Origin of the sequence: Enterococcus sp. AZ177 (assembly GCF_050544585.1) — a bacterium.
Taxonomy (GTDB): Bacteria; Bacillota; Bacilli; order Lactobacillales; family Enterococcaceae; genus Enterococcus_L; species Enterococcus_L plantarum.
Genome location: NZ_CP172944.1, coordinates 3,160,159 through 3,187,089 on the forward strand (window position 1 = coordinate 3,160,159; position 26,931 = coordinate 3,187,089).

The 26,931-nt window shown below is 34.9% G+C and carries 22 protein-coding genes and 3 pseudogenes; 14 read left to right on the forward strand and 11 right to left on the reverse strand.

What is annotated here, in order from left to right; translation table 11 throughout:
• Nucleotides 1–100: 100 nt before the first annotated feature.
• From essC to IGJ34_RS15525, 9 genes and pseudogenes are all read left to right on the forward strand, one after another.
• A pseudogene (gene essC / locus IGJ34_RS15485) lies at nt 101–2,652 on the forward strand (type VII secretion protein EssC); the annotation flags it as partial.
• A 12-nt stretch (nt 2,653–2,664) separates the two neighbouring features.
• Complete coding sequence (locus IGJ34_RS15490) at nt 2,665–3,123, forward strand: hypothetical protein (RefSeq protein WP_069653538.1); 459 nt, start codon at nt 2,665–2,667, stop codon at nt 3,121–3,123.
• Nucleotides 3,124–3,146: 23 nt separating this feature from the next.
• A complete protein-coding gene (locus IGJ34_RS15495) occupies nt 3,147–3,416 on the forward strand; it encodes a hypothetical protein (RefSeq protein ID WP_430597819.1) in 270 nt (89 codons plus the stop codon).
• A gap of 14 nt (nt 3,417–3,430) precedes the next feature.
• Nucleotides 3,431–3,964: a hypothetical protein gene (locus IGJ34_RS15500; protein WP_430597820.1), complete on the forward strand. Its 534-nt coding sequence runs from the start codon at nt 3,431–3,433 to the stop codon at nt 3,962–3,964.
• 4 nt (nt 3,965–3,968) lie between these two features.
• Nucleotides 3,969–5,117 carry a hypothetical protein gene (locus tag IGJ34_RS15505; RefSeq protein WP_430597821.1) on the forward strand — a complete coding sequence of 383 codons (1,149 nt, stop codon included), beginning with the start codon at nt 3,969–3,971 and terminating at the stop codon, nt 5,115–5,117.
• A gap of 21 nt (nt 5,118–5,138) precedes the next feature.
• Nucleotides 5,139–5,768 (forward strand): hypothetical protein, encoded by a 630-nt coding sequence (locus IGJ34_RS15510; RefSeq protein WP_430597822.1) that lies wholly within the window; start codon nt 5,139–5,141, stop codon nt 5,766–5,768.
• Entirely contained in the window at nt 5,758–6,231 is a 474-nt protein-coding gene (locus IGJ34_RS15515) for a hypothetical protein (RefSeq protein ID WP_430597823.1), read from the forward strand. The genes IGJ34_RS15510 and IGJ34_RS15515 overlap by 11 nt, the downstream gene beginning before the upstream one ends.
• Nucleotides 6,221–6,640, forward strand: coding sequence for a hypothetical protein (locus IGJ34_RS15520; protein ID WP_430597824.1), 420 nt, complete (start codon nt 6,221–6,223; stop codon nt 6,638–6,640). Before IGJ34_RS15515 ends, IGJ34_RS15520 begins: the two co-directional genes overlap by 11 nt.
• Nucleotides 6,641–6,754: 114 nt before the next feature.
• On the forward strand, nt 6,755–7,294 hold the full coding sequence (locus IGJ34_RS15525) for a hypothetical protein (protein ID WP_069653531.1): 540 nt from the start codon (nt 6,755–6,757) through the stop codon (nt 7,292–7,294).
• A 47-nt stretch (nt 7,295–7,341) separates the two neighbouring features.
• Here IGJ34_RS15525 and IGJ34_RS15530 read toward each other — a convergent pair whose 3' ends face one another.
• Nucleotides 7,342–7,551, reverse strand: a complete 210-nt coding sequence (locus tag IGJ34_RS15530) for a helix-turn-helix domain-containing protein (RefSeq protein ID WP_430597825.1) — start codon at nt 7,549–7,551, stop codon at nt 7,342–7,344.
• A 373-nt stretch (nt 7,552–7,924) separates the two neighbouring features.
• Between IGJ34_RS15530 and IGJ34_RS15535 the strand changes: the two genes are divergently transcribed.
• Nucleotides 7,925–8,464, forward strand: a complete 540-nt coding sequence (locus tag IGJ34_RS15535; RefSeq protein WP_430597826.1) for a hypothetical protein — start codon at nt 7,925–7,927, stop codon at nt 8,462–8,464.
• 47 nt (nt 8,465–8,511) lie between these two features.
• Here IGJ34_RS15535 and IGJ34_RS15540 read toward each other — a convergent pair whose 3' ends face one another.
• On the reverse strand, nt 8,512–8,721 hold the full coding sequence (locus IGJ34_RS15540) for a helix-turn-helix domain-containing protein (protein WP_430597827.1): 210 nt from the start codon (nt 8,719–8,721) through the stop codon (nt 8,512–8,514).
• Between the two features lie 463 nt (nt 8,722–9,184).
• Here IGJ34_RS15540 and IGJ34_RS15545 point away from each other — a divergent pair.
• From IGJ34_RS15545 to IGJ34_RS15555, 3 genes and pseudogenes are all read left to right on the forward strand, one after another.
• Nucleotides 9,185–9,661: pseudogene (locus tag IGJ34_RS15545) on the forward strand (FtsK/SpoIIIE domain-containing protein); the annotation flags it as partial.
• A gap of 183 nt (nt 9,662–9,844) precedes the next feature.
• A complete protein-coding gene (locus IGJ34_RS15550; RefSeq protein ID WP_430597828.1) occupies nt 9,845–11,338 on the forward strand; it encodes an immunoglobulin-like domain-containing protein in 1,494 nt (497 codons plus the stop codon).
• 542 nt (nt 11,339–11,880) lie between these two features.
• Nucleotides 11,881–16,182 (forward strand): LPXTG cell wall anchor domain-containing protein, encoded by a 4,302-nt coding sequence (locus tag IGJ34_RS15555; protein ID WP_430597829.1) that lies wholly within the window; start codon nt 11,881–11,883, stop codon nt 16,180–16,182.
• 776 nt (nt 16,183–16,958) lie between these two features.
• Here the strand turns inward: IGJ34_RS15555 and IGJ34_RS15560 are convergent.
• From IGJ34_RS15560 to mnmE, 5 genes and pseudogenes are all read right to left on the reverse strand, one after another.
• Nucleotides 16,959–17,905 (reverse strand): annotated as a pseudogene (locus IGJ34_RS15560) (dimethylarginine dimethylaminohydrolase family protein).
• Nucleotides 17,906–17,973: 68 nt separating this feature from the next.
• Nucleotides 17,974–18,723: a peptidoglycan amidohydrolase family protein gene (locus tag IGJ34_RS15565; RefSeq protein ID WP_206836636.1), complete on the reverse strand. Its 750-nt coding sequence runs from the start codon at nt 18,721–18,723 to the stop codon at nt 17,974–17,976.
• A gap of 21 nt (nt 18,724–18,744) precedes the next feature.
• On the reverse strand, nt 18,745–19,089 hold the full coding sequence (locus IGJ34_RS15570; RefSeq protein WP_069653524.1) for a hypothetical protein: 345 nt from the start codon (nt 19,087–19,089) through the stop codon (nt 18,745–18,747).
• Nucleotides 19,090–19,301: 212 nt separating this feature from the next.
• On the reverse strand, nt 19,302–21,209 hold the full coding sequence (gene mnmG, locus IGJ34_RS15575; protein WP_430597830.1) for a tRNA uridine-5-carboxymethylaminomethyl(34) synthesis enzyme MnmG: 1,908 nt from the start codon (nt 21,207–21,209) through the stop codon (nt 19,302–19,304).
• 13 nt (nt 21,210–21,222) lie between these two features.
• On the reverse strand, nt 21,223–22,620 hold the full coding sequence (mnmE, locus tag IGJ34_RS15580; RefSeq protein WP_430597831.1) for a tRNA uridine-5-carboxymethylaminomethyl(34) synthesis GTPase MnmE: 1,398 nt from the start codon (nt 22,618–22,620) through the stop codon (nt 21,223–21,225).
• 312 nt (nt 22,621–22,932) lie between these two features.
• Between mnmE and IGJ34_RS15585 the strand changes: the two genes are divergently transcribed.
• The gene (locus IGJ34_RS15585; protein ID WP_206849725.1) at nt 22,933–23,274 is read left to right on the forward strand and encodes a hypothetical protein; all 342 of its coding nucleotides are present in this window, start codon (nt 22,933–22,935) and stop codon (nt 23,272–23,274) included.
• Between the two features lie 224 nt (nt 23,275–23,498).
• On the opposite strand, the gene jag is transcribed toward IGJ34_RS15585, so the two are convergent.
• The 4 genes from jag to rpmH form a co-directional block, all read right to left on the reverse strand.
• On the reverse strand, nt 23,499–24,266 hold the full coding sequence (jag, locus tag IGJ34_RS15590; RefSeq protein WP_430597832.1) for an RNA-binding cell elongation regulator Jag/EloR: 768 nt from the start codon (nt 24,264–24,266) through the stop codon (nt 23,499–23,501).
• 15 nt (nt 24,267–24,281) lie between these two features.
• The gene (locus IGJ34_RS15595) at nt 24,282–25,109 is read right to left on the reverse strand and encodes a YidC/Oxa1 family membrane protein insertase (RefSeq protein ID WP_069653519.1); all 828 of its coding nucleotides are present in this window, start codon (nt 25,107–25,109) and stop codon (nt 24,282–24,284) included.
• A gap of 15 nt (nt 25,110–25,124) precedes the next feature.
• Nucleotides 25,125–25,463: a ribonuclease P protein component gene (gene rnpA / locus IGJ34_RS15600; RefSeq protein ID WP_069653563.1), complete on the reverse strand. Its 339-nt coding sequence runs from the start codon at nt 25,461–25,463 to the stop codon at nt 25,125–25,127.
• Nucleotides 25,464–26,150: 687 nt separating this feature from the next.
• Complete coding sequence (gene rpmH / locus IGJ34_RS15605) at nt 26,151–26,285, reverse strand: 50S ribosomal protein L34 (protein ID WP_010762140.1); 135 nt, start codon at nt 26,283–26,285, stop codon at nt 26,151–26,153.
• Nucleotides 26,286–26,931: the final 646 nt, after the last annotated feature.

A 26,931-nucleotide genomic window follows, 5' to 3' on the forward strand; every position in this document is an offset into this window, starting at 1 on the left:
CAAAGTAAAAAATTACTATTTTTAGTAGTTTTTTACTTTTTTCTTTTATCTGCCTAATATTATTCCCTATTTTGTTAGTATTAGACAGAATATAGCTAATAAAACCTTAGCTGTGCCGCTTGGTTTACATGGGAAAGACGATATTGTTTACTTGAACTTACATGAAAAGCCCACGGACCGCATGGCTTAGTCGCTGGGACGACGGGTTCTGGTAAATCTGAGATCGTACAGAGTTATATTTTGAGTTTAGCGGTAAATTTCCATCCTTACGATGTCGCTTTCCTCCTGATTGACTACAAAGGTGGAGGAATGGCGAACTTGTTCCGTATCCTACCCCACTTATTAGGGAGTATTACCAACCTAGATGGCGCTCAAAGCATGCGTGCATTAATCTCGATCAATGCCGAGCTAAAACGCCGTCAGCGCCTTTTCTCGGAGAATAACGTGAATCATATCAATCAGTATCAAAAATTATATAAAAATGGCGATGTTTCTGAACCAATGCCTCACCTTTTCTTAATTTCGGATGAGTTTGCGGAGTTAAAATCAGAACAGCCTGAGTTTATGAAGGAACTTGTTTCCACTGCTCGTATTGGGCGTTCGTTAGGGATTCACTTGATTCTTGCGACGCAAAAACCAAGTGGTGTAGTAAACGATCAAATCTGGAGTAACTCGAAATTTAAATTAGCGTTGAAAGTGGCGGATAAAGCCGATTCGATGGAAATGTTGAAAACACCTGATGCAGCGGAAATTACTCAAGCTGGTCGTGCGTACTTGCAAGTGGGGAATAATGAGATTTATGAACTGTTCCAAAGTGCTTGGAGTGGTGCGGATTATCAGCCTGAGAAAGATGACCAACAGATTGAGGATCATACGATTTATTTAGTTAACGACCTTGGTCAGTATGAGATTCTAAGTGAAGATTTAAGTGGCTTGGAGAATGCGGATGATGTGAAACAGATTCCGACTGAACTCGATGCCATTATTGATGGGATTCATGAAGTGGCGGAACGTGAGAATATCACACCCCTTCCTCGTCCTTGGCTACCGCCGTTGGAAGAACGGATTGCTTCTTCTACCCTTCATCCTGTGGACTTTAGAGAAGAATGGTTGACAGAGAAACAGCCGCTTGAACCTGTTTTGGGTGTAGTGTATGTGCCGAGTATGCAGGCACAGAATACGTTGCGTTTGAATATGACGCAAGAAGGTCATATGACCGTGTTTAGTAGTCCTGGGTATGGGAAAAGTACATTTATGCAGACGGTTGTGATGGATTTGGCGAGAGTGCATAGTCCTGAAAGGCTAAATGTGTACTTGCTTGATTTTGGGACAAATGGACTTCTGCCGTTGAAGAAATTACCACATGTGGCAGATACGATGAGTATTGATGAAGAAGAGAAAATTGAGAAGTTTGCGAGACGGATCAACGATGAGTTGAAACGTCGTAAGAAGCTGTTGAGTGAGTTTTCTGTGGCGAGTTTGGATATGTATGAGCGTGCTAGTGGGAAAGAAGAACCAATCATCCTTATCTTGTTAGATGGTTTTGAAGGATTGAAAGATGCGAAATTCAATGAAATCCTTGAGAAAGTGATTACCCAAGTTGCCCGTGAAGGTGCTGGGATCGGGGTTCATTTACTTCTTTCTGCAGGTAGACAAAACTCATTGAAAGCCATCCTTTCAAGTAATATCAAGACACAGATTGTCTTGAAGATGATCGATGACAGTGAGCCTAGAGCGATTGTTGGACGTACAACTTTAACGATTGATGACTTGCCTGGTCGTGGGTTGATCAAGTTGGAAGAACCTGAGTTGTTCCAAGCAGCATTACCAGCTGATGGTGAAGATACGTTACAAATTATTGAAGCAATTCAAGAAGAAGTTAGCCAAATGGATGAACATTGGACTGGGGCTAGACCTGAACCGATTCCTATGGTGCCAGAAGAATTAACATATGAACATTTTGAAGATATTTTAGACAGAAAACATCCTGCTTCAAACGAATATATACCTTTAGGATTAGATTTAGACACAGTTGAAGTAGTTCCTTGGTTGACAACTAAAGAAGAACATCTAGCAGTTGTAGGAGCTAGTCAACAAGATACCGAAGGCTTAATGAAACTCTTTATTACACAAATTAACCGTATGAATCAAGTCAATCCAGTTAATTATTTACATGTAATTGATACTAGTAGACAGGCGTATCAACATTTAAGTGGTTCTGTAGTAAGTTACGTTTCAGAGCTAGAAAGCATGGAACAACTATTGACTGGTATTAGAAATGAACAAGTCGCTCTAAAAGAACAAAATAGAACCGATGTTGAAATGAATCACTATATTCTAATTGCAAACATTAATGATTTTAGCGCCAAAACAAGAGATACCTTAGCCAAGATAAATATTGAACTTTATGAAGAATATGATTCAATTAAATTCATTACATTCGGCTCAGCAAATGATTATGGTGCGAACTATGACGATTTTTCTAAGTTATTAAAACAAAATAAACATGGTTTACTATTTATGAAATATTCAGACCAAAGTCTATTAACAGCTGCTAACTTGAACTACAAATCACCTGCATTAACGAATCAAGAAGCTTACTTTGTAGAAGACGATTACGCGACTATTCTTAAATTACCAACAATATTTTAAAGGGAGAAAAATATGGCAAAAAAAACAGAAGCTGAAAAAAATGTAGAACGTCAAAATCTCAAGAATGTGTACGAGCCGAATATAAGAGCAATGAAAAGTCAACGGGATAGTCTTGTTTCTGAAATCGAACACTTAAAAATGCAAAAAATATTTTTGGATAGTAATATTCAAACAATGGATAGTCAATATTTAGAATTAAAGAAAGTAGTAGATTTTGCTTCATCAAAATATTCAAATTACGACGATTTGGAAGGAAAATATATGAAGCATGTAAGATCTGAGACAGATTCAATCACAGCCCATGGTGATACTTGCTTAACTAAAATGAACCACGCGGGAATGGTTGCCACTGCTGCTCAAGAAAAATTGAATAAAAAAATTGAGACTCTTCAATCTGATTTAACAAACCTAATTAGAGAAATATCAGATGCCCAAATTCAATTTCAAATTGCTTTAAATTCAATAATATAAATTAAAAAGGAAGTGTAACATCTATGGGGTATAAACTAAAAGTAGAAACAGAAACATTAGAGGAGCAAAGAATTGGACTAAAAACAGGGTTTTCAAGTATCCACAACGGCTTAATTAACATTGAAAAGGCACTTGATGGAGTTGAAAGTAAGGGTTATAAAGGAGAAGCTGGTAAAAGTATTGAGGAATTAATGAATATTATTAAATCAGATGTCATTGCCCCTACCGATAAATATAATGATTTAGTCATTTCTGACTTAAACGCAGCATTCCAAATTTTTAATGATTTGTAAAAGGGGGAATTAACTTGAAAAATAAAACACATGAAATTAACATAAAAGGTGTTAATACTGGAAACAACAATACACCCAAATGGAGTCCATATGGCCAAGGAACTGGAGATGGAATTAGTAAGGTTTATACCCCTTCATACTCGTCTATCTCGCAACCTACACCTGCTTATGCTAATGGGATTCAAGCACAGACTAAATCAAAACCTACACAAGCCTCTTATACAAGAGGTGCAGAGTTATTAATTGATAAAAGTAAAATTGAATCTGAAATTTGTGTTAATATTATGTTGGGTGTAACACAGCTTAAAGAAGGAATCAAAGTAATTGAAAATAAAAAAAATTCTTTAACAAAAGATGTATGGGATTCTGATTCCGATGAAAGCTACAAAGAATATCTAGAGAATTTTCTTGCTTATATGAATGAAGTATCAAGCTTTTTTGAAGCATTATCTAAGAAAATTATTAATGATGCAGAAGTATTTGAAGAATTGGATAGCTATATTAATAACGTCATCAGTTCTGGTGCAAATATAGCCAATTGGAGGTAACAGAATGGCGAAAAAAAAGATTACTAGTGAAGCAATTGAAAAGTATAACACGGACATAACTAGTCTTTCTAATGATATAGATACTCACTATACGTCTGCAGAAAAGCTTGCTACTCGAATAGATGAAATTATCAGTAGTTGTGACCTTTCCCTTCCAAACACATTGTCTGAAAACTATACAAGTTCTCCATCTGCAGATTTGACTAAACAACTAGATCATAACATTAGAAAAATAAAAGTTGCTTTAACAGAAGCAGAGGAAAAATCAAAAACTAACGATCAAAAATTGAAAGAAAATATCTCTACTCGCTCCGACGAAGTGAAACAGCTTAAGAATATAATAAGCCAATATAAAAGCCAAATCCAAAGTGCTTCTTCTCTTACTTCACCAGGTCTTAATTCTAGCTTAAAAGCAATAGGTAAGGCTGGGAACATTGATAAAATTCCTGGTGTCAATGAAGGACGTCACAAACGATTAGAACACGAAGTCAAAATGAATAAATTATTATCTCCAGAACAAATAGAAGAAAAAATCAGAGAATTATATCGCAATTTATCAGATGAACAAATTAAAGTTTTGCGTGAATACTATACCTTTAAAAATATGAAATCATGGCCTCTAATAAACCGACCACCGTCGACAATGGGAAGAGATGCTGTATTATTATATGAGAATGGACAGTATATAATTAAGTACGTAAACAACGCTACTTTAGATTTCTTTAATGTCAAAGGCTCTATGAAAGGCTCTTTATTGAAACCGGGATTGAATTCAAATGTTGATTTGAATGGAGAAAGTAAAAATTCAGTAAAATCAGGACTTGGGGCAAGTGGGTCTATGAAAGCAAGTGCTGTTAGCGGAACCTTAGATGAAGTTGACTGGTCAATAGGAAATGCCGAACTTAAAGGCTCAGTCAATAAAGATGGCGCTGAAGTATCTCTCGGCGGAAATATGGCAGAGATAGGTATGCAAGTTACTTTTTGGGAAGATGATCAGTCTAGATATGTGGGTAAACTTGACATCTCTATAATATCTGCCAAAATTAAAGCCAATTTAGCTTCAGATGGAATAGAGATAGGTACTCCTGGTCTAATTGGTATCGGTGTTTCTGGGAAAAAAGTTGACCTAATAGATTTAGATACTGATCTTTAATTTGAAGGGAAGAATGGTGTCATGCATTTTTTAAAAAAAAGAATAGGTTATATACTTATATTAATTATCACTTGTGTATTTTTTGTTGGTTGTAAAAATACTAATAATAACGTTATTTCAAATAGCGCAAGCGAAGAAATAATTACTAAGGAGCAAGAAGATTATCTAAACAACGGCTATCAAATAGGAGATTATAAACTCCTATTAACAAAAAATCAGAAAAAAAATGAGAAACAAACTTTCATTGATAACAACTTTTTTGAAGTAAATTTCCTAAAAATACAAGATAATATAGATTTATCTAAAAAAATAAATATTATCTTATACGGATTGCATTATTCTCCTGAAGAAGAACGCTACACCTTAGGAACATTTCTAATAAATACGACAAATACGACTATCAAAAAATTAAGTTTTACCCTTACTCCTTCATTCAAAAATATTGGAGAAGTAGAACCTATAAAATCTAATTTTGAGGGTGATGATTTGGTTGAACTACCACCTAAAAGTTTTTTTACATTAGCTATCTCTGGAGATGCTCCTTTAAAATCAGCAGATTTATTAATGGAAAATAAAGGTCCAGATATCACTTTTAAAATAACAGATTTAGAAATAAATGGAGAGAAGGTGGACAACACCAATGAACATTAAATGGGCAAAGTACCTACAGGAAACACCTGAATATGACGTAATGACCATTGACAAAAATTACATTGCAGCTTGGAAAGAATTTCTAGAACAAAATAAAGACAAATTTCCTGCCAATGAATTAGTAATCATTACTGGAAATATAACCATTAAAAATGAAAATATGGTATTAGAGTATGCTCTACTTAATCAAACTGAGAAACCAGTCAAAGAAATTGAATTTGGCGTTACATTATCTTTATTTGGAAAAGAATACTTCAAAGGTGCTTTAAGAACTAATAAAAATTGCTATGAAGAACTTCTACCAAATGATGTGCGATTAGATTTAATCGATTTTGGAAACGATCGATATGATAACCAAGAATTAACAAACGATAACTACCAATTAGTCATTCACTATTGCAACGAAATAGACTATGATATAGATGAATTATCTGAAAAGGAGCTACAAGATAGTGCAAAGTAAACATCCTGGAGATAAACTAGATACTATTGCTAATGTTCTTCTTTTCGTCCAAGTAATAATGACTATATTTAATGTTATTTTTGGATTTTGGGCAGGTAGTCAATACTATTTATACGGACTACTCTTAAGTGGTATGCTTATTCGTGCGGTTATTCAAACTATCGTAATATTTTGGTTAGTAAATAAAGAAAAGAAATTTCCAAAAAACTCAACTGCTTGGTGGATATTTGTTTGCTGTTTAGCTTCAGGTTTTACTAATATTTTTTCTAGTTATAGTTCGTTTACTTGGGGAAATTTAGAATTGATACTCATTGTATGTGGCATTGTTTTGCTATTTCGTCACTACTCTTATACAAAAGCTGTTCGGATAGAATACGAAGAAAAAAAGAAGAAACAACAGGAAGAATAACTCTAACCAATTAGAAAACCTGAAACTATTGAATAGCAAATAGAAAATTTCAAGTTATTCAAGAGATAGGTAATCTAAAATAAACTTTTCTGTTAAATAAGAACGGAGAGAATATTGAAAAATAAAAAAGTTTTTATTGTTGTTTTAATTAGCGTTACCCTCGTTGCTATCATTGGAGGATGGCTATTCGTATCTTCCAATAAGAAAACATATAACTCTTTTCCAGACATTTTTAAAACAATGGATGTTTCCACAAAAAATGAAAAATCCAATATTGAAACATTGAAAAGATTTGCTGAAAAAAATGAGTATATTTTCCAAGAAGGTAAAGATAAGAATATTTCTAAAATCTCTATTATTTCAAAGGATTATATTCAAAATTTAATATACTCTCCAGAAGAAAATGAATTATCGTTTATCAAAATGAACAGCAATGATTTAACGATACCTGACGAAAAGAAGATTAAAAAAATAACAGAAGAAGATTCATTTGATAAGGTTATGAATGAACTTGGTGAACCAGACAAAATGAGAAAAAATGGAGATGGACTAATCGTATTGCGATGGAATGATACATCAGAAAAAGGGTATCTATCTTTATCTATAGAATTAGAAGATAATAAGGTGACTAAAATAACAAAAGTAGAAATATAGAATAATAAATTGTGCAAATATCAGAAATGCGATATTTGCACAATTTTTTACTTCAACCGAATTATCTCAGATATATCACTAATATCCAAAGCATCGGCTATCCTCTCGATATGCGATAAATAAATCTTTTCTCTTTTATTATTTGCTAATTTATTAACAATTGAAGGCTCAATATCAGATAAACGTGCAAGCTCTCTTAATGATATACCTCTATCTTTAACCAATTGTTTCAAACGAATTTCTACTTTTCTTTCCATAAAATTTCCTCCATCCTTCTGTTGCTCATACGAACATCATATAGTATAATAAAAAAAGAAGTGGTGCTCTTGTAAGCATCGTTTCAAAAAAAGGAGGAGAATTATAGAAATTAAAAAGCTAGAGACAAAAAATAATCCACCTATTAAAATGGTAAGCCATCAGGAAATTTATTCCCTGCATGACATTTTTTCTAGCTACAGTTCCTTTACTTGGGGAAACTTAGAATTGATACTAATTTTATGCGGTATTATCTTGTTGTTTCGCCACTACGCTTACATGAAAGCTATTCGGATAGAATACGAAGAAAAAAAGAAGCAACAGCTGGAAGAATAGATCTATGTAACTTATAAAATAGGAAATAAGGAGAAAATTTTGAAAAATAAGAAAATCTTTATTGTTACTTTAATTAGCGTTGCTCTTGTTGCTATTATCGGAGGATGGCTATTCGTATCTTCCAACAAGAAAACATATAACTCTTTCCCAGACATTTTTAAGACAATGGATGTTTCCACTAAAAGTGAAAAATCCAATACTGAAACATTGAAAAGATTTGCTGAAAAAAATGATTATACTTTCCAAGAAACTACGGATAACAATGTTTCTAAAATTTTAGTTGTTTCAAAAGACTATATCCAGAATTTAATATACTCTCCAGAAGAAAATGAATTATCGTTTATCAAAATGAACAGTGCTGATTTAACGATGCCTGATGAAAAGAAGATTAAAAAAATAGCAGAAGAAGATTCATTTGATAAAGTTATGAATGAACTTGGGGAGCCTGACAAAATGGAAAAGGATGGGAATGGACTAATTGTATTACGATGGAGAGATAAATCAGAAAAAGGATATGAATCTTTATCTATAGAACTAAAAAATAATAAGGTAACTAAAATAACAAACTTAGACTTATAAAATAAAAAACTGTGCAAATACCAGGAATATGATATTTGCACAGTTTTTCACTTCAACCGAATTATCTCAGATATATCACTAATATCCAAAGCATCGGCTATCCTCTCGATATGCGATAAATAAATCTTTTCTCTTTTATTATTTGCTAATTTGTTAACAATTGAAGGCTCAATATCAGATAAACGTGCAAGCTCTCTTAATGATATACCTCTATCTTTAACCAATTGTTTCAAACGAATTTCTACTTTTTTTTCCATAAAATTTCCTCCGTCCTTTTGTTGCTCATACGAACATCATATAGTATAATAAAAAAGGGGGTGGTGTTCTTGTGAGCATCATTAAAAAAAAGGAGGAGAATTATAGAAATTAAAAAGCTAGAGACAAAAAATAATCTACCTATTAAAATGGTAAGCCATCAGGAAATTTATTCCCTGCATGACATGTTGGAGCAACTAAATTCTTGGCAAGCTGCACTAAAGTTACTGAACGACTTTTTCAGTGACAAAAAACGCCCCGTAAACAAGAAGAAAATCGCTAGTGACTATTATGCCTGTTCGAAAATATTCTCAGCTTTTCAATCTGATTTTTCACAGACTATTCCCAAAAATGGAAAATCAAATTGAAGAACTACACCGAAAAGAAAAAATTTAATTACTTATTACCTTTCAGAGTCAGAAATTACTTTTTTAAGTAGCTTCTGTCTTTTTCTTTTATCTCATACAAACCTTAGCTGTGCCGCTTGGTTTACGTGGAAAAGACGATATTGTGTATTTGAACTTACATGAAAAAGCCCACGGACCTCATGGGTTAGTCGCTGGGACAACAGGTTCTGGTAAATCGGAAATCGTGCAGAGTTATATTTTGAGTTTAGCGGTGAATTTCCATCCTTACGATGTCGCTTTCCTCCTGATTGACTACAAAGGGGGAGGAATGGCGAACTTGTTCCGTAATCTACCTCACTTATTAGGGAGTATTACCAACCTAGATGGTGCTCAAAGTATGCGCGCCTTAATCTCTATCAATGCCGAGCTAAAACGCCGTCAGCGCCTTTTCTCGGAGAATAACGTGAATCATATCAATCAGTATCAAAAATTATATAAAAATGGCGATGTTGAGGAGCCGATGCCTCACCTCTTCCTGATCAGTGATGAATTCGCCGAGTTAAAATCAGAACAGCCTGAGTTTATGAAGAAACTCGAAATTCAATATTGTCCTGAAAGTGACGGATAAAGCTGCCAAATAAAATATTCTTTCGATAAATAAACATCATTTTTCTTATTTGAATACATTCACGATTCAAATTATCTTAGTTCTTTTTTATTTACTAAATGACATAAATAATTTATAATAGTTATAAATAGCTTTGAAAGGAGAAAGCAAATGAAAAAAATGATTGTTACCGCAAGTGTTGTCTTAGGGTTAAGTTTGGGAAGTATCATTCTTCCGGATAATACTGGATCAACTGTTTTAGCAGCTGAAACACCCCCCGTTGATACAGCTGCTGCCTTTAAAAATCATGCAGAAAATATTATTACTGATCCAGTTGGCGTTGGTGGAAAAAAGAGTCTATTTGTAACTGGTGAGGTTAAAAAAGGAAGCAATATTTATTGGGTTCAGCTTTGGGTCAATGAAAAATTGATAACAACAGAAAGAGTTATTGAGGATGTTCCAAAAGAAGACAATTACTTTTTCGAACTGGATATCAAGAATAGTATTCAATCTATGGAAGATAGCGTAACCGTTCTTGGATTAGAGAGAGATAAAAAGGTTGTTGTTGAAGAATCTGAAGTATTTCTTCAAGAAAGCGAATGGATTTTAACACCTGATGCATTTACCTTAAAAAAAGACTCTGTTGTCACAGGACTTGCAGATTGGGAAATAACTGATGTAAAACTTGCCGTAAACACTGCAATAGTTGATGAAAAAGAAGTACCTTATACTAGCCTATTTTCATTGGATACTAATGATGAAATTCAATTCCTTAGAGACTATGTTGAAGTGTTGGGGTTTGATGTTGAGGGTGAATTAGTTCAAAAAGCCAAGGTGGCAGTCAATCCAATTAAATTAGTAACGAACTTGAATGACTTCTCTCTTGGAGAACGAAATATCACGGGTACTGTTAACGGAGGCGGAGCAGCTCAGGCTCGCTTATACGTAAACAATAAACGCCAACAAACTACTATTATTAAATCCGATGGAACGTTTAGTTTGATTGCTAGAGCTATCACGAGTATTGCTGATAAAGCATCTATAGCCATCTTAAATGCTGAAGGAATAGAGATTGGTCGATTTAACGTAGTCATTAATGAGAGTGGACAATCAAGACCCTTCATCGGGCAATATTCAGATGGCTTATCTGCTGCACCTGGAGGAAATGTAGGGTTTCAAACGTCATTTAGAAATTATGGATTTGAAAATGAATACAACATGGGCATAGAAACAATTCCAACTGCTAAATGGTTAAAACCCGAATTCTATTTCTATTATCAAAAAGATATGGAAATTGTAGCTTTTACAATGGGACTTGACCCTATTATTTCAATAAATGATTTAGATCCTAGTAAAGTCGTTGTTAGTAATCTTGAGAACCGCACATTTGATGGTACTGAATATAAAGGGTTAAAGCTGTCGTTCCAATATGATTTCCAAATCCGAAGTGTCTTCGGCGAAACTTTTTTAAGCGCGTGGTTAAAAACACCTGAACAAAAGACAAATGACTTATCCGTCATCGCATTTGGTAGTTCCGATTCAAATGCAACGAATTATAAACCAATTGTTCATGCAGGTAAAGATACCAGAGACTTAACACAAACTGGAAACCCAAACAAGCGCATTTTTGAAGTTAAGAAAACAAATTACAGTGTAAGCTACTAATTAGTTGGTGTGGCTTTCGTCTTATTGGTTACTGTCTCTAGGATATTTCGAAATTGGTAAAAAAAAAGAGTTCATTTTTGAACTCTTTTTTTTGTGAAACTATTCATAGTGTTTCACAAAAAAACACCCGCTCTACGGGGAAAGAGCGGGAAAAGGAGTTAAAAAATGAAAAAGTGTTTTATTAGGGTTGTTTGGTTGGTATGAATATATAATAACTTGAAGTTGTGTCTATTTTATGTTGAAAAGTTGGTTTCTTTATTACGTTTGTTAGTTAAAAATCAGATTTTTTAATTTATTTTTCGAATAAAATTAGCTAATAATAAAATTAAATGCTTTTATGCAAAAAAAGAATACAAAAAAAGAATAGTTTTTAAATATAAATTTTAATTGTCTTTTATCAAAAAATTAGAATCGTGGAGAAAATTATGATAAATATATCACGTAAACATATTGTATAATTACATTTGTATATATATAACTATCTTTTGGTTTTTATATTTTTACTATAATAATATTAAAAAAAGGGAGGTAAGTGTAAATTAATGAATGATTCATTAAGAAAAGGTTCATTTAAATTTTTATTGTATTCAAGTACGCTTGTCATAACAACAATTACTCCGGTACAAAGTTTAGCTGCAACCATAAAACAAGTAAAGCAATCCCAATCAGCTCAAACCGTCTTGGAAAAAGATTATAAGACTATATTAGCGGAGTATACAACTGCAAAAGATGAATACGAAGCAACCAAACAGCGTTACAATGCGTCACTAGCAGAGTATGATATCTTAAAAAATGAAGCAGATAAAACGTACACAACCGCAAATCAACTTAAAACCACTTTAGATGGATTAAAAGAAACCTACCAGATACAGCTCACAAAATTTGATGAGGCTACTGAAAAGTATGAAGTAAGCAGAACTACATATGAAACAAACAAGTCAAACTATGAAGCACATATTGACGATTATAATGAAGCAAAAGATGCGTATGAAGCAGAAAAAGACCTTTATCAACAAACAGAAGAAACGTTTATTAGCATGCAAAAAAACTATTTAGCCGAACGAACAAAATATGAAACATTAAACGAGGATGCAGAGAAAAAAAGAGCCGACTACGAAACCTTACGCGTTGCCTATGAAAAAAAACAGAAAATTTACGAAGAAGCTGCAATAGCTTATGGAAAGAGTCAAACAGCCTATAATAAAGCAAAAGACAGTTATAATAACCAATTAAAAGACTATAACGCACAAAAGCTTTCTTATGAGAAATTGCTTAATACTTATAACTCTAAAAAAACAACGTATGAGACTAAAGCCAAAGAATTTAATCTGGCTGTCGCATCCTATACTACACTAAAAGCAGCACTCGAAGCTGCTAAACCTGGCTATATTGAAGTTAAAGCCAATTATGATTTAGCGCTTGCGGAATATAACGCTATACTAACAGAGTATAACGAAGCGAAAGACAGTTACTTAACTGACAAAACAACCTATGAAAAACGCTTATCAGCATTGAAGACTTCAATAAGTAAATACGAAAATAAACTGGCTGAGTACAATAAAATCAAAGACGATTATCACACAACAAAACAAACTTATGAAGAGAAAAAGACTACATATGAAACGATCTCAACTCAATTAAACGAATTAGTGAACCAATATGAAACAGCTCGCATAACGTATGAGAAAGGAAAAACAGCATTTGAACAGAAAACAAAAACCTATCAAGTGGCTAAAATAACGTATGATCAACAAAAAACAGATTATGATACAACCCTTGCTACTTACGAAACTAACCTGAAACACTATAATGAAAAACGAGTAGCTGCAGAAGCACTTTTAAAGCAATATCAAGAAGGTACAGCAGAATATTCCGTTGCACTGACAGCCTATACTGAAAACAACGAACGCTACAATGAACTCGATAAAGAATACCAACAAGTAAAAGAACAAGCAGATTCACTAACTGCTGAATTTCAAATAGTCAAAACAGCCTATGAAACTGCAACAGGTGAATATCAAGCTATCACTGCAGCTTATCAGTCTATCAAGCAAAAATACGATTCTCTTGTGACACAAAATGATAACGCAAAGAATGATTATCAACAATTAGAAAAAGAGTATCAAACAATCAACGCTAACTATACTCACGTCATGAATGTCTATGCTGAAACAGAAACAGCCTACAAAGCTGCACTTAAAAAATCTGATGAAGTAAAAGATCACTTTACTCAAGTAAAGGCTTCTTATGATACCCTCTTTGATCAATTTACAAGTGGATCAGAAGCTTTCGATGTGACCGAAGCAGAATATATTGAGGCGAACAAAACATATGATGCTGTAACCAAAAAATATGAACTAGCTCGTGCTGAATATGACCGTCTTTTCCCAGATTATCAAACGTTGAAAAATGAATTGACACAACTAAAATCAGATCTTTCAAAAACTGAGACATCCTTTACTAATTTAGGAAAAATAATAAAAAAAACGCAGAAACAGTACTCTGATTTAAAAACACACTATACTGAAACGATGAAAGAGTACGAAGCGGTTAAAAAGCAATTTTCTACTCTAGGAACGGAGTTTAGTACTGCTAAAACAGCTTTTGAAATCGCATCAGAAGCAATTTCAAAAGCGAAAGAATCCTTTAAGCTTATCGAAAAAGAATATACTGCTTTAGCTGTTTACTACGTTGACCTTAAAAATAAATATGAAAAAACACTAAAAACCTATAATACAACTTTAGGCATACTGGTCGAAGTTACAGCTGAAAAAAAAATACATGACGAAGAGTACACCGCTGTTTCAAAAGAATATGAAAAAATAGAAGATTCTTTTACAACACTTCACGAAGAATACGATAAGGTTAATACATCATACGAAGCAGCATATATTGCGTGGAAATTAGCCGATACTGCATATCAAGCAGCACATGAAAAATTAAAAACTCTTAAAAATGACTATGATATAACAGTTGGGCTCTTTAATAATCTACAAACCAAGTATGATCTTGCAAAAGATAGTTATCTCACAGCTGCAAAACCTTATACAGATGCACTCGAAGCTTATGAAAAGGCTGTTATTGCTAAGGACGAAATCAATACTTCAATTACTAACATGAAGCAAGTTATTGCTGATTTCCCAACAGCTCAAATCACACAAGATAACTACAAAAAAATTCCTGATATTTTAAGTACTTGGAAAGCAGAATATAGTGTAGCTAAACAAGATTTAACAGCATCTTTAATTGATTCTTGGCCAATCATTGAAGATTATCAAGAGAAAAATACCATCTATAACTCTAGCTCAATTTCGCATGATATTAAATATAATTTCGTGTATAATCCAGAAAATTTTGAAGGCAAATTAGTAGAGTTTATTGCAGATTCAACTGAAATGATGCAAAAAAACAGTGATAAAGCCATTGCTTATCAAAAATATTATGAATCCTATAGTAACTATCTAGAAGCATTCGAAACTTATACATCTGGATGGGAAATTGGTAATGTTGGAGATCCAAATGATGACTACTCAAATGTTTGGCAACCGATTTTTAATTCATTAGAAACAGGTGATTTTACATCAATATCACCTGACTTCACAACCGAGAATTTACAAAAAATGAAAACTTTAGAGGATTGGAATAGATTTGTAGCTGCTTATGAAAAAGCAGTTTTAGAACAAGTGGAAAAATTCTCCGAGTATGGAGCTTATTTGGAAGGAGTTTCATCAACTTGGGCACAGGCGAAAAAGGATATAACAGAAGCAATTAAAGTCTTTAATGCTCAAACTGGTAGTACAGTTCAGATCTATTATCTAAAAGATTCTATCCTAACATCAATTGAACTTATGTCTGATCTCACTTCTACTCTTTCTGCTGCGAACATCAACAGGCTAAAAAATACTCCTTTTCCAGAAATACCCGGTCAACCAATATCAATTTATTATTGGTTGACCACTCAATTTAAGCAAACTGGCGAGTATACTAGTACTATATTAGGACAAGATTTAGATATTTTTGTACCGCCTTCTGATTTTAGTGTTGAACCTATCAAATCAGATTTAGATTTACTAGGGCTCAAACAAATCAATGACCCAATAATTCCACCAATACCTGATATGTCTAAACCACCTGAAGAACCCTTAGGGATTACTGCGCCTGAAAATGTAACCCCAGTACTAGAACCAAAGAATATTGCACTTGCATCTTCTCTAGCTTCAACAAAATTAGGTGTTAAAATTGAAGGAATCGATCTGCCAATGCTAACAATAAAACATACCTCTACGCCTCTTGATCCAATCGATGAATTGCTCATTTCAAAAGATGTGAGTAATGTGGAACTCGATACTGTCGAAGCTGAAGGGAGTATTCAACCTGAAGCACCTGTTGATTTAAACGAGCTAGAAGATAGTACGAACGTAGACCCACTAGAACGGCCTAAAGAACTGGAAGAAGCACCTAAAAGCGATGAGCCTATTGTTCCAGCACTTACAGCACCAGAAACTGTGGACCTTGCTAAACCACCAGTAGAGCGATCTATTAACATTACTGCACCTAAGGTACCTAAAATATTAGAGGCACCTGTAGCAGGAAAACAATCTGAAGCACCTGAATCGTTAATAGCTCCTATAAAAGCAGACGTTTTGCCTAAGACTACACGTTCTAAAACTAATCTAGTCGCAGATCCATCGAAATCTAGACTTCCGGATACTCGTTTTAGTAGAAGACTACCGAACACAGGATCAGAAACATCTTTACTAGGACAAGGTTTGGGTACCTTTATTTCTGGAGCCGCGGGATCTCTTCTTTTCTGGAGAAGAAAAAAAGGAAAACATAGTAGGTAGGTGCTCATTTCCTAATTAATGTTACACTAACCTAAGAACAACAAAAGCATCTAGACACAGTGACTTCAAATTGAAGGATCATGTCTAGATGTTTTTTTATTTTACAGGTTCTACTTTTTTAATTATTTGGGAATATAGATATTGAAACAACGTTTAATGACTGACTATTATAGTAATTGTGCTCCCTTTTAACGCTTTGTTTTGTTCATTGGTTGTTCTGGCTTGGCTTATCTCAAGATTTCTTTTGTTTTGGGGGTAATAGAGGGGGATTCACTAGTTCGGGGACTTCTCTCCCTTTTAACTCTTTGTTTTGTTCACTGGTTGTTCTGGCTTGGCTTATCTCAAGATTTCTTTTGTTTTGGGGGTAATAGAAGGGGATTCACTAGTTCGGGGACTTCTTTCCCTTTTAACTCTTTGTTTTGTTCATTGGTTGTTCTGGCTTGGCTTATCTCAAGATTTCTTTTGTTTTTGGGGTAATAGAAGGGGATTCACTAGTTCGGGGACTTCTCTCCCTTTGGTCGCCAAGTATTGTTCATCATCTGTTCTGGCATAGCCAATCACAGTGATTCACAATAAATAACCCGCTCTTGGGGAAGAGCGGGAAAAGGAGTTAAAAAATGAAAAAGTGTTTTGTTAGGGTTGTTTGTTTGGTATGAATATATAATAACTCTAATTTGTGACTATTTTGTGTCGAAATTTTGGTTTCTTTATTACGATTGTTTGGTAAAAATCTGAAGTTATTTTATCTTTTTATAAAATTCGAGTGAATTCCTAGATTAATAGCTTGTTCTCAGTAGTGCTTGTGTTGTACATCTAAAAGAGCCACCGAATATTCTTGAAACTTCGTAATCTAATGTTTCTACTTTGACGCCATGACTTTCCAACGCTGTGATCAACTGTGTGAATGACTGATCTGTCACATACACAGAGTCATTGATCGGAAGGCCATTTGCCATCAGTAGGAGGCTTCTTTTAAAGAAATAGTTATCTTATCCCAGTTATCTAGCGCATTGGGTAACCCATCTAAAAAAGCTTCTTCGCAGTAAATAATCAATCCGTCTTTAACCATGCTTAGAGCACAATCTAGGTGCAGTATATCTGGATGCAAACGTATTAGTCCCAGTGAGCTAACAGTGTCTTCAGCCAATTGATTCCATTTTGATTGCTGGCCAAATCTGAATATCCCACAAATATTTTTTTGCCATAAACCAAAACATCGCTTGCCTTCTAGAAACGGTCCTGTTTCACTTTCTGATCCTTCTTAAAATCTGGTTGGGGTGTGTTCTGCATGCTTGGATTCTTCCTTTAGAATAGCTCGTATCGGCGAGATTTCCAAACGTCGGTGAGCAAACCTCAAGTTGCCTTCGATGATGAAATTACCAAGTGTGAAAAACGGATCTCTGGAAAAGAAATTAGCATAGCCATGTCCACTCTCTTTTCCTAATGTCTTTTCATAAGTTGTCAACTTCCGCGGTCTGATAACTTCTACATCATAGGAGGCTAACAATTGAAGCATCTGCTCTTTTTCTTTTTCCCATTTTTTCTGCATATCTGGGTAAAGATCACCTATATCACCAACTTTATTCTTGAAAAGTTTTATGTTTGCTTCTGATAGAAAGCTTGTATCTAACTCGTCCTCCCCTTCAGGAAAATAAAATTGTGATTGTGCTAAAACAACTCTTTTTAATGGAGCAAATTCACTCTCTACAAAATTAGTCTTCATTAACTATCTCTCCATCTATCGTGACGTTTCCATCATTATAGCAAGGTTACTTTTGATAGACCTTTTAATCAATTAAAAAAACCTGTCCCCCAAGTTGTATTAGTCTGCCCATCATCTGGTCCCACGGCAATATAGCGCCGAGCACCTCCTTGACTGATATAGCTGATCCAAACATAGCCATTACTATGAAGATAGTAATCATAGTGGATTGCCATACCAGGTAAATAATAATCTTGTGCGGGGCTTATCACCTCATCTGGTTCTGTGTCTTGACTTACTGCTAATTTTCTATCTGGATAAAATGTACCTGACATTGAAATCAAGCCGGTTTGTTGTTCTTTCGTCACAGAAATTGGTTGTGGTTTTATTTGACTGTTTCCAAGTTTTCTATAACGATATACAGTTAAGGTAGGGCAGCCGTTTATTTCCCAAATCGTATCGTGATCGTTGACTGTAATACCATTATAGCCATAATTACAATGAATGATCTGATCTTGATCATCTAAAAAAATGCCTGTATGTCCTGCCGCTCCACCTGATGCTCCTCGATTTCCCCAGATAAAAATATCTCCTTTTTTAGCAGGATAATTTCCTGAGGCATCTTCTTGGACTTGTATCCAGCCAGTTTTTTCCAAATGTGAGAACAGAGTATCTGTATTGCCTATCATTCCACTAGTAAAAAAACCACCGCTGATCAAAGCGAAGTAAACCGCACTTGAACAATCGTAGCTATTAGGGCCTAGCCTTGCATTCATCGAGTACGTGACGGTTCCTTTACGGTCTGTCATCCATTTAATCATATTTTCTATATTAGCCATCTTCTTACTCCTTTAATTTTTTTATAGAATCGTTTTAGCAACTTCTTGAACTTTTTGGATGATTTCTTCATCCTCCATCCAATTGTCAGACTGAATCCACTGGTGAATCAACTTCATTTTATTTGGCGTTTCTGGGTCTTTACCAATTAATTGTTCCGATTCAACTAATTCATAGACAAACGTATTCAGGATATCTATATCTAGCTTTTTTTGTATTTGAAGAATATACGTCAACGGAGGATTCCAATGTTGACTAGCAGCTAAGTTCGCTTTTCCTCCAACTAATTCTGTCCAATTTAATTCTTTTTTTATTCTTATTTCATCGATTACTTCCCAAAAGTCGCTGATTGTCTTTATTGTCCGCACTGATTTTACTCCTTTGTTTTGATTTTTATTGATAGGTTGATCTTACTCTATATTTAAGGTAATCGACTGTTACTTTACTGTTAAAAATCTCCCAAACTTCTGATTTAAGGCGGCTGGTAAATTGAGAATGTTTCACATGAAACAAAAAAAGCTTGAGATGCAGGTCCCAAGCTTTTCACTATATCTATTAATTTCAGTTTATTTTTTACTTCTTAAGTATTTTCTGGTTTTATCTTTGCTATCTTCCCTTGTTCGATATAAACCATCAAAATCGAAACATCAGCAGGATTCACACCGCTGATTCGACTAGCTTGAGCAATTGTTTCTGGTTGGATTTTTTGTAATTTTTGTTTTGCTTCTGTCGCTAATCCATTGATTGCTTCGTAATCGATATTTTCTGGGATTCGTTTGGCTTCCATGCGTTTTAGTTTGTCGACTTTTTCCAAGGCTTTTTTGATATAGCCTTCATATTTAAGTTGAATTTCTACTTGTTCGATGACTTTATCATCTAATTTCGCATCTGTTGCTGGGATAAATTGTGTCACTTCATGATAGGTCATTTCTGGGCGTTTTAAGAAGTCTCCTGCTAAAACCCCATCTTTCAACGGAACGGAGCCTTTCGCTTCTAAGAACACTTGTACGTCCGCTGTAGGCTTCACTCTGACTGCGTTTAACCGGGCGATTTCGGCTTCGACAGCCTTTTTCTTTTCAAGATAGGCAGTATATTGGTCTTCTTTAACTAAACCAATTTCATGGCCTTGTTCTGTCAAGCGTAAATCCGCATTATCATGACGTAAAATCAAGCGATATTCCGCTCTAGATGTTAATAAACGATACGGTTCATTTGTTCCTTTTGTTACTAAGTCATCGATCATCACACCAATATAACCGTCGCTACGTTTCATTACAAACGGATCTTTACCTTGCACTTTAAGTGCCGCGTTGATTCCTGCAATCAGTCCTTGCCCCGCTGCTTCTTCATAGCCACTGGTACCATTGGTTTGCCCAGCTGTAAATAGACCATCGATTACTTTCGTTTCAAGGGTTGGGCGTAATTGATGTGGTACAACAACATCGTACTCAATCGCATATCCTGTACGCATCATTTCAGCTTTTTCTAATCCTGCAATTGAATGTAAGATATCAGTTTGAACATCTTCTGGTAATGAAGTAGAAAGTCCCTGAACGTAAACCTCTTCAGTGTTCAATCCTTCTGGCTCCAAAAATAGTTGATGGCGAGGTTTGTCAGAAAAACGAACGATTTTGTCTTCGATCGATGGACAATAGCGTGCCCCTACTCCTTCAACAATTCCTGTAAACATCGGTGCTCGGTGTAAATTATCTTGAATAATTTCATGAGTTCCTTCATTCGTGTAAGTCAACCAGCAAGAACGTTGGTCCAAATTATACGCATCATCCGGCGTACTGAAACTAAAGTGATTTGGTTGTTCGTCACCAGGTTGTTCTTCTGTAACAGAATAGTCGATCGTACTGGATTTCACGCGAGGTGGTGTCCCCGTTTTGAAACGATCCATTTCAAGGCCTAATTCTTTCAAGTGATCGGCTAAACCAATGGATGGCAATGAATTATTGGGGCCGGAAGAATATTTTAATTCACCGATGATGATTTCTCCACGCAGGGCTGTTCCAGCTGTAATGATTACCGCTTTACTCTGGTATTGTGCACCTGTTGTTGTGATAACCCCTTTACAAATACCCCCTTCTACGATCAAGCGTTCCACGATTCCTTGTCGTAATGATAAGTTGTCCGTACGCTCGATAGTGTGCTTCATTTCTGTTGCGTAAGCGTGTTTGTCCGCTTGGGCGCGCAAGGCGCGAACGGCCGGACCTTTTCCTGTGTTTAGCATCCGCATTTGGATGTATGTTTTATCTATATTATGACCCATTTCACCGCCCAACGCATCGATTTCTCGAACCACGACTCCTTTGGCTGGACCTCCCACAGAGGGGTTACATGGCATAAAGGCTACCATATCTAAATTGATTGTTAAAAGCAACGTTTTGCTGCCCATACGAGCGGATGCTAAGGCTGCTTCTGATCCTGCGTGACCTGCTCCGACTACGATTACGTCATAAGATTCTGCTTTAAATTGATTCATCGACTCTTCCTTTCTATTTTCCTAAACAAAATTGACTGAATAATTGGGTAATCAGCTCGTCCTGAACACTATCGCCGACAATTTCACCTAAAAAGTCCCAGCAGCGAGTCATATCCATTTGAACGAGGTCAACCGGCATTCCAGCTTCGATTCCTCGAATCACTTCATCTAATGCGAGCGCTGCCTGATCTAGTAAAGCAATGTGACGGGTATTGGATACATAGGTTGCATCTTTTTCTCCAGTTTGTCCACCGAAGAAAAGATCAGCGATTTTTAATTCTAATTGTTCCATTCCAGTATTGGATAAAACAGATACTGGTAAAATTTCTTCGTCATGAACATGTTGGTTTAATTCTTCTCGATCTAATTGAGGCGCTAAATCCATTTTGTTTAATAAGATCACACGTTTCAAGCCTTCTGTTGCGGCTAGTAATTGACGATCTTCTTCTGTTAGAGGCTCATGTTGATTTAGAACTAGCAAAATCAAATCTGATTCAGCCAATGCTTTACGGCTACGCTCTACACCAATTCGTTCCACAATGTCTTCTGTTTCTCGGATTCCTGCTGTATCAATCAATTTCAATGGAACTCCGCGCACATTGACATATTCTTCGATGACATCTCGTGTCGTTCCCGCTATATCTGTTACAATTGCTTTTTCTTCACGTAATAAATGATTTAGTAAACTCGATTTTCCTACATTTGGACGGCCGATAATGGCTGTACTTAGCCCTTCTCGCAAAATTTTTCCTTGTTTCGCTGTCGTCAATAAACCTTCGATCTGAGCTTTGACAAATCCAGCTTTTTCAAGTAGTAATTTTGTCGTTAATTCTTCTACATCATCGTATTCTGGGTAATCAATATTAACTTCAACTTGGGCTAATGTTTCTAAAATCTCTTGTCTTAATGAGCGAATCAAAGTGGATAAATTTCCATCTAGTTGATCCAACGCCACGTGCATCGCTCGATCCGTTTTTGCACGAATCAAATCCATCACAGCTTCTGCTTGAGACAAATCCATTCGACCATTTAAAAAAGCTCTTTTCGTAAATTCACCAGGTTCAGCCAAACGTGCACCTTCTCTTAACAATAGTTGCAATAACTGGTTAACGACCACGATACCGCCATGACAGTTGATTTCAACAACATCTTCTCTCGTAAACGTTTTTGGTGCTCGCATGACTGAAACCATCACTTCATCTAACAAACTGTCGTCTTTAGGATCATGGATATGACCATAATGGATCGTGTGAGTAGGAACATCTAGTAATTGCTTCTTGCCGGAACGATATACTTTATTTGCAATTTTAATCGCTTCATCACCACTTAAACGGACAATGCTGATTGCTCCTTCACCAGGTGGCGTTGAAATTGCGGCGATCGTATCAAATTCTAGCGTAATTTGTTGCATGGTTGACTGACTTCCTTTCGTTAATGGATTGAGCCGTTTTTTTCGTAATAATGACTACGTTAAACCACTCGTATCTTTTGTTACTTATGTATACATCTATTTTTGGCTACAAAAAAAGCGCCCACTCCACCCCTATTTTTTCAGGTTGGATCTAGCACTTTCACTGCATCAATTCCTATTAATTTCTTGACATAGAATATCATATTTTTGTTTTTTTCGCAACATTGTTTATTCACTGAAATCATTCATAAATTTTGCATTTCTATCGTTTTATCTTTAAAATAAACCTAATAAATTAAGGAGGTTCCTAAGATGAAACGAGATAAAAAAGATGAATTTAATGAACAAGAACTAGAAAATCGTTTAAGTGGAATCACATTATCTACGGGAAATGTCAACAAAAAATATATCGTTCGAGATATTGTTTTTGCAACTGATCGAATTGAGACAGACTTATTTTCACCAGATGTCAATCCAAATGATGTATTCAGTGGGGTTTATCGTCAGTTGAAAGTGATTGCATTTGAATACGAAGCTGATGCTGTCATCAATTGTCATTTTGAAGAGAAATATGTAGAGTATCAAGGAAAATGGGTTGTAGAAATTTTTGCTTATGGAACAGTCGTTCAATTTACACAAACAACCATTGGTTAAATATTAGAAAGAAAAAACCTGATCCTAAAAGGATCAGGCTGGAAGAAGCACGAATGCTCCAACTACTTTATCATCGTATTTTGTACGTTGATAAGAATGATTTCGTTTAAAATATACTTTGTTTAGTAGTATTTGTCAATGTATTTTTTTTATATAATTATCTGATTTAAACAATAAATGCCTCTTTAAAAAATTTATTTTAAAGAGGCATTTATTGTTTAATACTATTTTTTCACGGGTTCAACAACCAGATAGCGATAAGGTTCGTCACCTTCTGAATGCGTTTTGATGTGATCATCTTTGCTCAAAGTAAAGTGGATTTGTTTTCTTTCAAACGCTGGCATTGGTTCTAGAAAAACCGGACGACCAGTTTGCTTAACTTTTTCTGCCGTTCTTTCTGCTAAGCGTTGCAAAATCGCTTGACGTTTTTCACGGTAATCACCAACATTTACTACCACAGACAATTTATTTTCCGCAACACGATGGACGAAAACTTGTGCTAAATACTGAAGCGCATTTAAAACTTTTCCGTGTTTTCCGATCAAAATCCCTTGTTTATCTGTCTCTAAATGAAAAACCAACAAACCATCTTTACGCTCTAAACGAACTAAAGCAGGTGCATTCAACTCTTTTGAAATAGTTGTTAAATACAGCGCTAGTTCAGTGATCGCTTCTTCATCTTCTAGGTTTTCCAAGACTTTAGGTCCAGAGGTATCTGGCATCTTAGCGGCCAATAATTCGTCAACAGCTGTCTCTACTTTAACTTCCTCGTCTGCCACAATGACATCTTCGACTGTCTCTACAACAGCTTCTGTGATTTGTTCACTGACAGTAGGCTCGATTGAGACTTGAGCACGTTTTTTACCGAAACCCAAGAAACCTTTTTTAGCATCTGTTATTACTTTGATCTCTACTTCTTCTTTTGATAAATTCAGTGCGCCCAACCCTATAGTTATTGCTTCTTCAATTGTGTTTCCCTCATAAACCGGCATCTGGAAAACCTCCTTTTATTTTTTCTTATTTTTTTTCTTAGGATTCATTGCTTTCTTCAATGCTCGTTCGCGTTCTTTCACTTGTCGTTCTGCTTCTGCACGCTCTTTACGGATTTTAAATGGGTTATTGATTAATAATGTTTGTCCTACTTGGAACGCATTTGAAACTACCCAGTAAAGAGATAGTCCACTAGCTAAACTCATACCCATTACAAAAATCATCACTGGCATTACGAAGTTCATGATTTTTAATGACGCATTTGATTCAACTTGACTCATACTAGTTAAATATGTGCTGGCAAATGTAAAGACTGCCGCAAGAATCGGTAAAATCAAATACGGGTCTGGTTTCCCAAGATTCAACCACATAAAACTTCCTTGTTTCAATTCTGGCACACGAGAAATTGATTGATATAGCGCCATCATGATTGGCATTTGAATCAATAATGGTAAACAACCAGCATATGGGTTTACATTATTTTCAGCATATAGTTTTTGCTGTTCTTCACGGAATAAACGTTGCGTTTCTGGATCTTTTGAAGAATATTGTTTTTGTAGCGCTTTTAATTTTGGCTGTAATTCTTGCGTTTTGCGCATACTTTTCGTTTGGAAATGCATCAATGGTAACAAAATAATTCGAATCACTAATGTAAATAGAATGATCCCGATACCCGTATTTGCTGAAATGGACAAAAATTTAATTGCTTCAGCGAAATAATAGACAATATAGCGGTCCCAAATTCCTGTACTGCTTTCATTAATTGGGGCTGTTCCACAGGCTGACAACACAAAAACAAGTGTAATCAAACCTGCCATCAATAATAGGCGTTTATACTTCTTCACAAAACTATTCCTCTCTTATTTCAAAATTTTGGCAAGTTTTAAAACATGCGTTACGTTGCTATGAATTTCTTCAGAAGTCAACTTGTCGACACCAGGTCTTGCGATGATAATAAAATCACAAGTTGGATCGATTGATTCTTTTAGTTGGTAGATCGACGTACGAATTTTACGTTTTACAGCGTTCCTCATAACGGCATTCCCGATTTTTTTACCTACGGAAATTCCTACCCGAAAATGCTTTTGCTCTGGTTTTTCTAATACATAGACAACAAATCTTCGGTTCGCACAGGACTGTTTATGTTGAAACACTGCTTGAAATTCTTTTTCTTTTTTTACTCTATAGGATTTTTTCATCTGCATCCCTTTGTTTCTTTCTATCTTTCTTTTTTACTCACTCTACAATGATAGCATATTTTAGTCATTTTTTTTCAAAATTTAGGGAAAATCTCTAGAGATTTTGGTCTTAATGACTCTAATTTTATATCTTATCATTTTTTTTGTTTTTTTACACTTTATTTTATGGCATTGAGAGATTTTTTGAGGTTAGTTTACATTGAGATAAGTATGGGTTCAATTTTTAGCATTTAGCTTGTAAAAATCGGAGAAATCGAACCAAGATGGCGTGATTGAGAATAAGACTGTTATTTTCGTATGATTATTACTATATTGGATTACTTTTTTAGTATTAAGCGTTTGGTAACTTATTAATAAGTGAGTTCTCTTCCTTTGATCGCCAAGTATTGTTCATCAACGAATCACTCTATCCTTCTTGATTTAGAACATAACTATTATCTTCGTTCGATTAATACTCTTACTTTTCGTTCATTACTATACTACTTTTTTTGGTGTTAGCGTTTGGTGATTCACTAGTAATGTAACTTCTCTCCCTAAGGTCGCCAAGTATTGTTCATCATCTACTCTGGCGAAGCCAATCGTAGTGATTCACAACAAAAGAACCCTTTATTATTTCCACACATACATTGTGAAGATAATAAAGGGTTCTTAGTTTAAACTTGATTCGTTATTTAAAGTCAACATAGATTATGCTGAAATAACTTTTCTGCCTTTACGACGTCTGCTCGCTAATACGTTGCGACCATTTTTTGTGCTCATGCGTTTACGGAAACCGTGAACTTTTTGACGTTTGCGCTTGTTTGGTTGATACGTTCTTTTCATCTCTTGTTCCACCTCCTGAAATTGTAACTATCCATCAATACATAGACATACTTTGATAGTATAACTAGTAATAGGTAGGTTTGTCAATAAATTTTCTGGAATAAATTTTTCTTCTTATTGAAATAAGTTATCCACAAAAGAGGAAAGTTTAGGGATAACTTGTGGATAGTTTTTTTGAGACATCTATTTCTTTTTGAGTTTCTTCTGCAGTTTTGCACAAAAAAACAGGCTGTTAAAAAGTTATGCACAAATTATTTTTCGGCTGTGTATAACTTTAAAAAAAGCTTGAATTACTTGATTTTGTTTTACAGAAACTGTTGTGGATAAATAAAAAAACAATGAGAATTCCACCGTTTTATTTCTCTATGTGGATAAGTTTATACCCTTCTGTGAATTTTTTTTCCACAATTCACAATTTGCCTGTGGAAAAACTTCCAAAAAAATGCTAAAATTCTATTTGCTTATCTATTTATAGTTGTGCTGCATTTTTATATAGAAAAAGTTTTATCTAACTTCGTGGGTTTACTCTTAGAAATTGATACAAGATGAATGTAAGGACTCTTGCTTCTATTCATCACTGGATGTCAAAAATTTTAAGGTGAAGCGAAGTAGAGTGTTGTTACTTATATATTAAGGAGGTCACCAT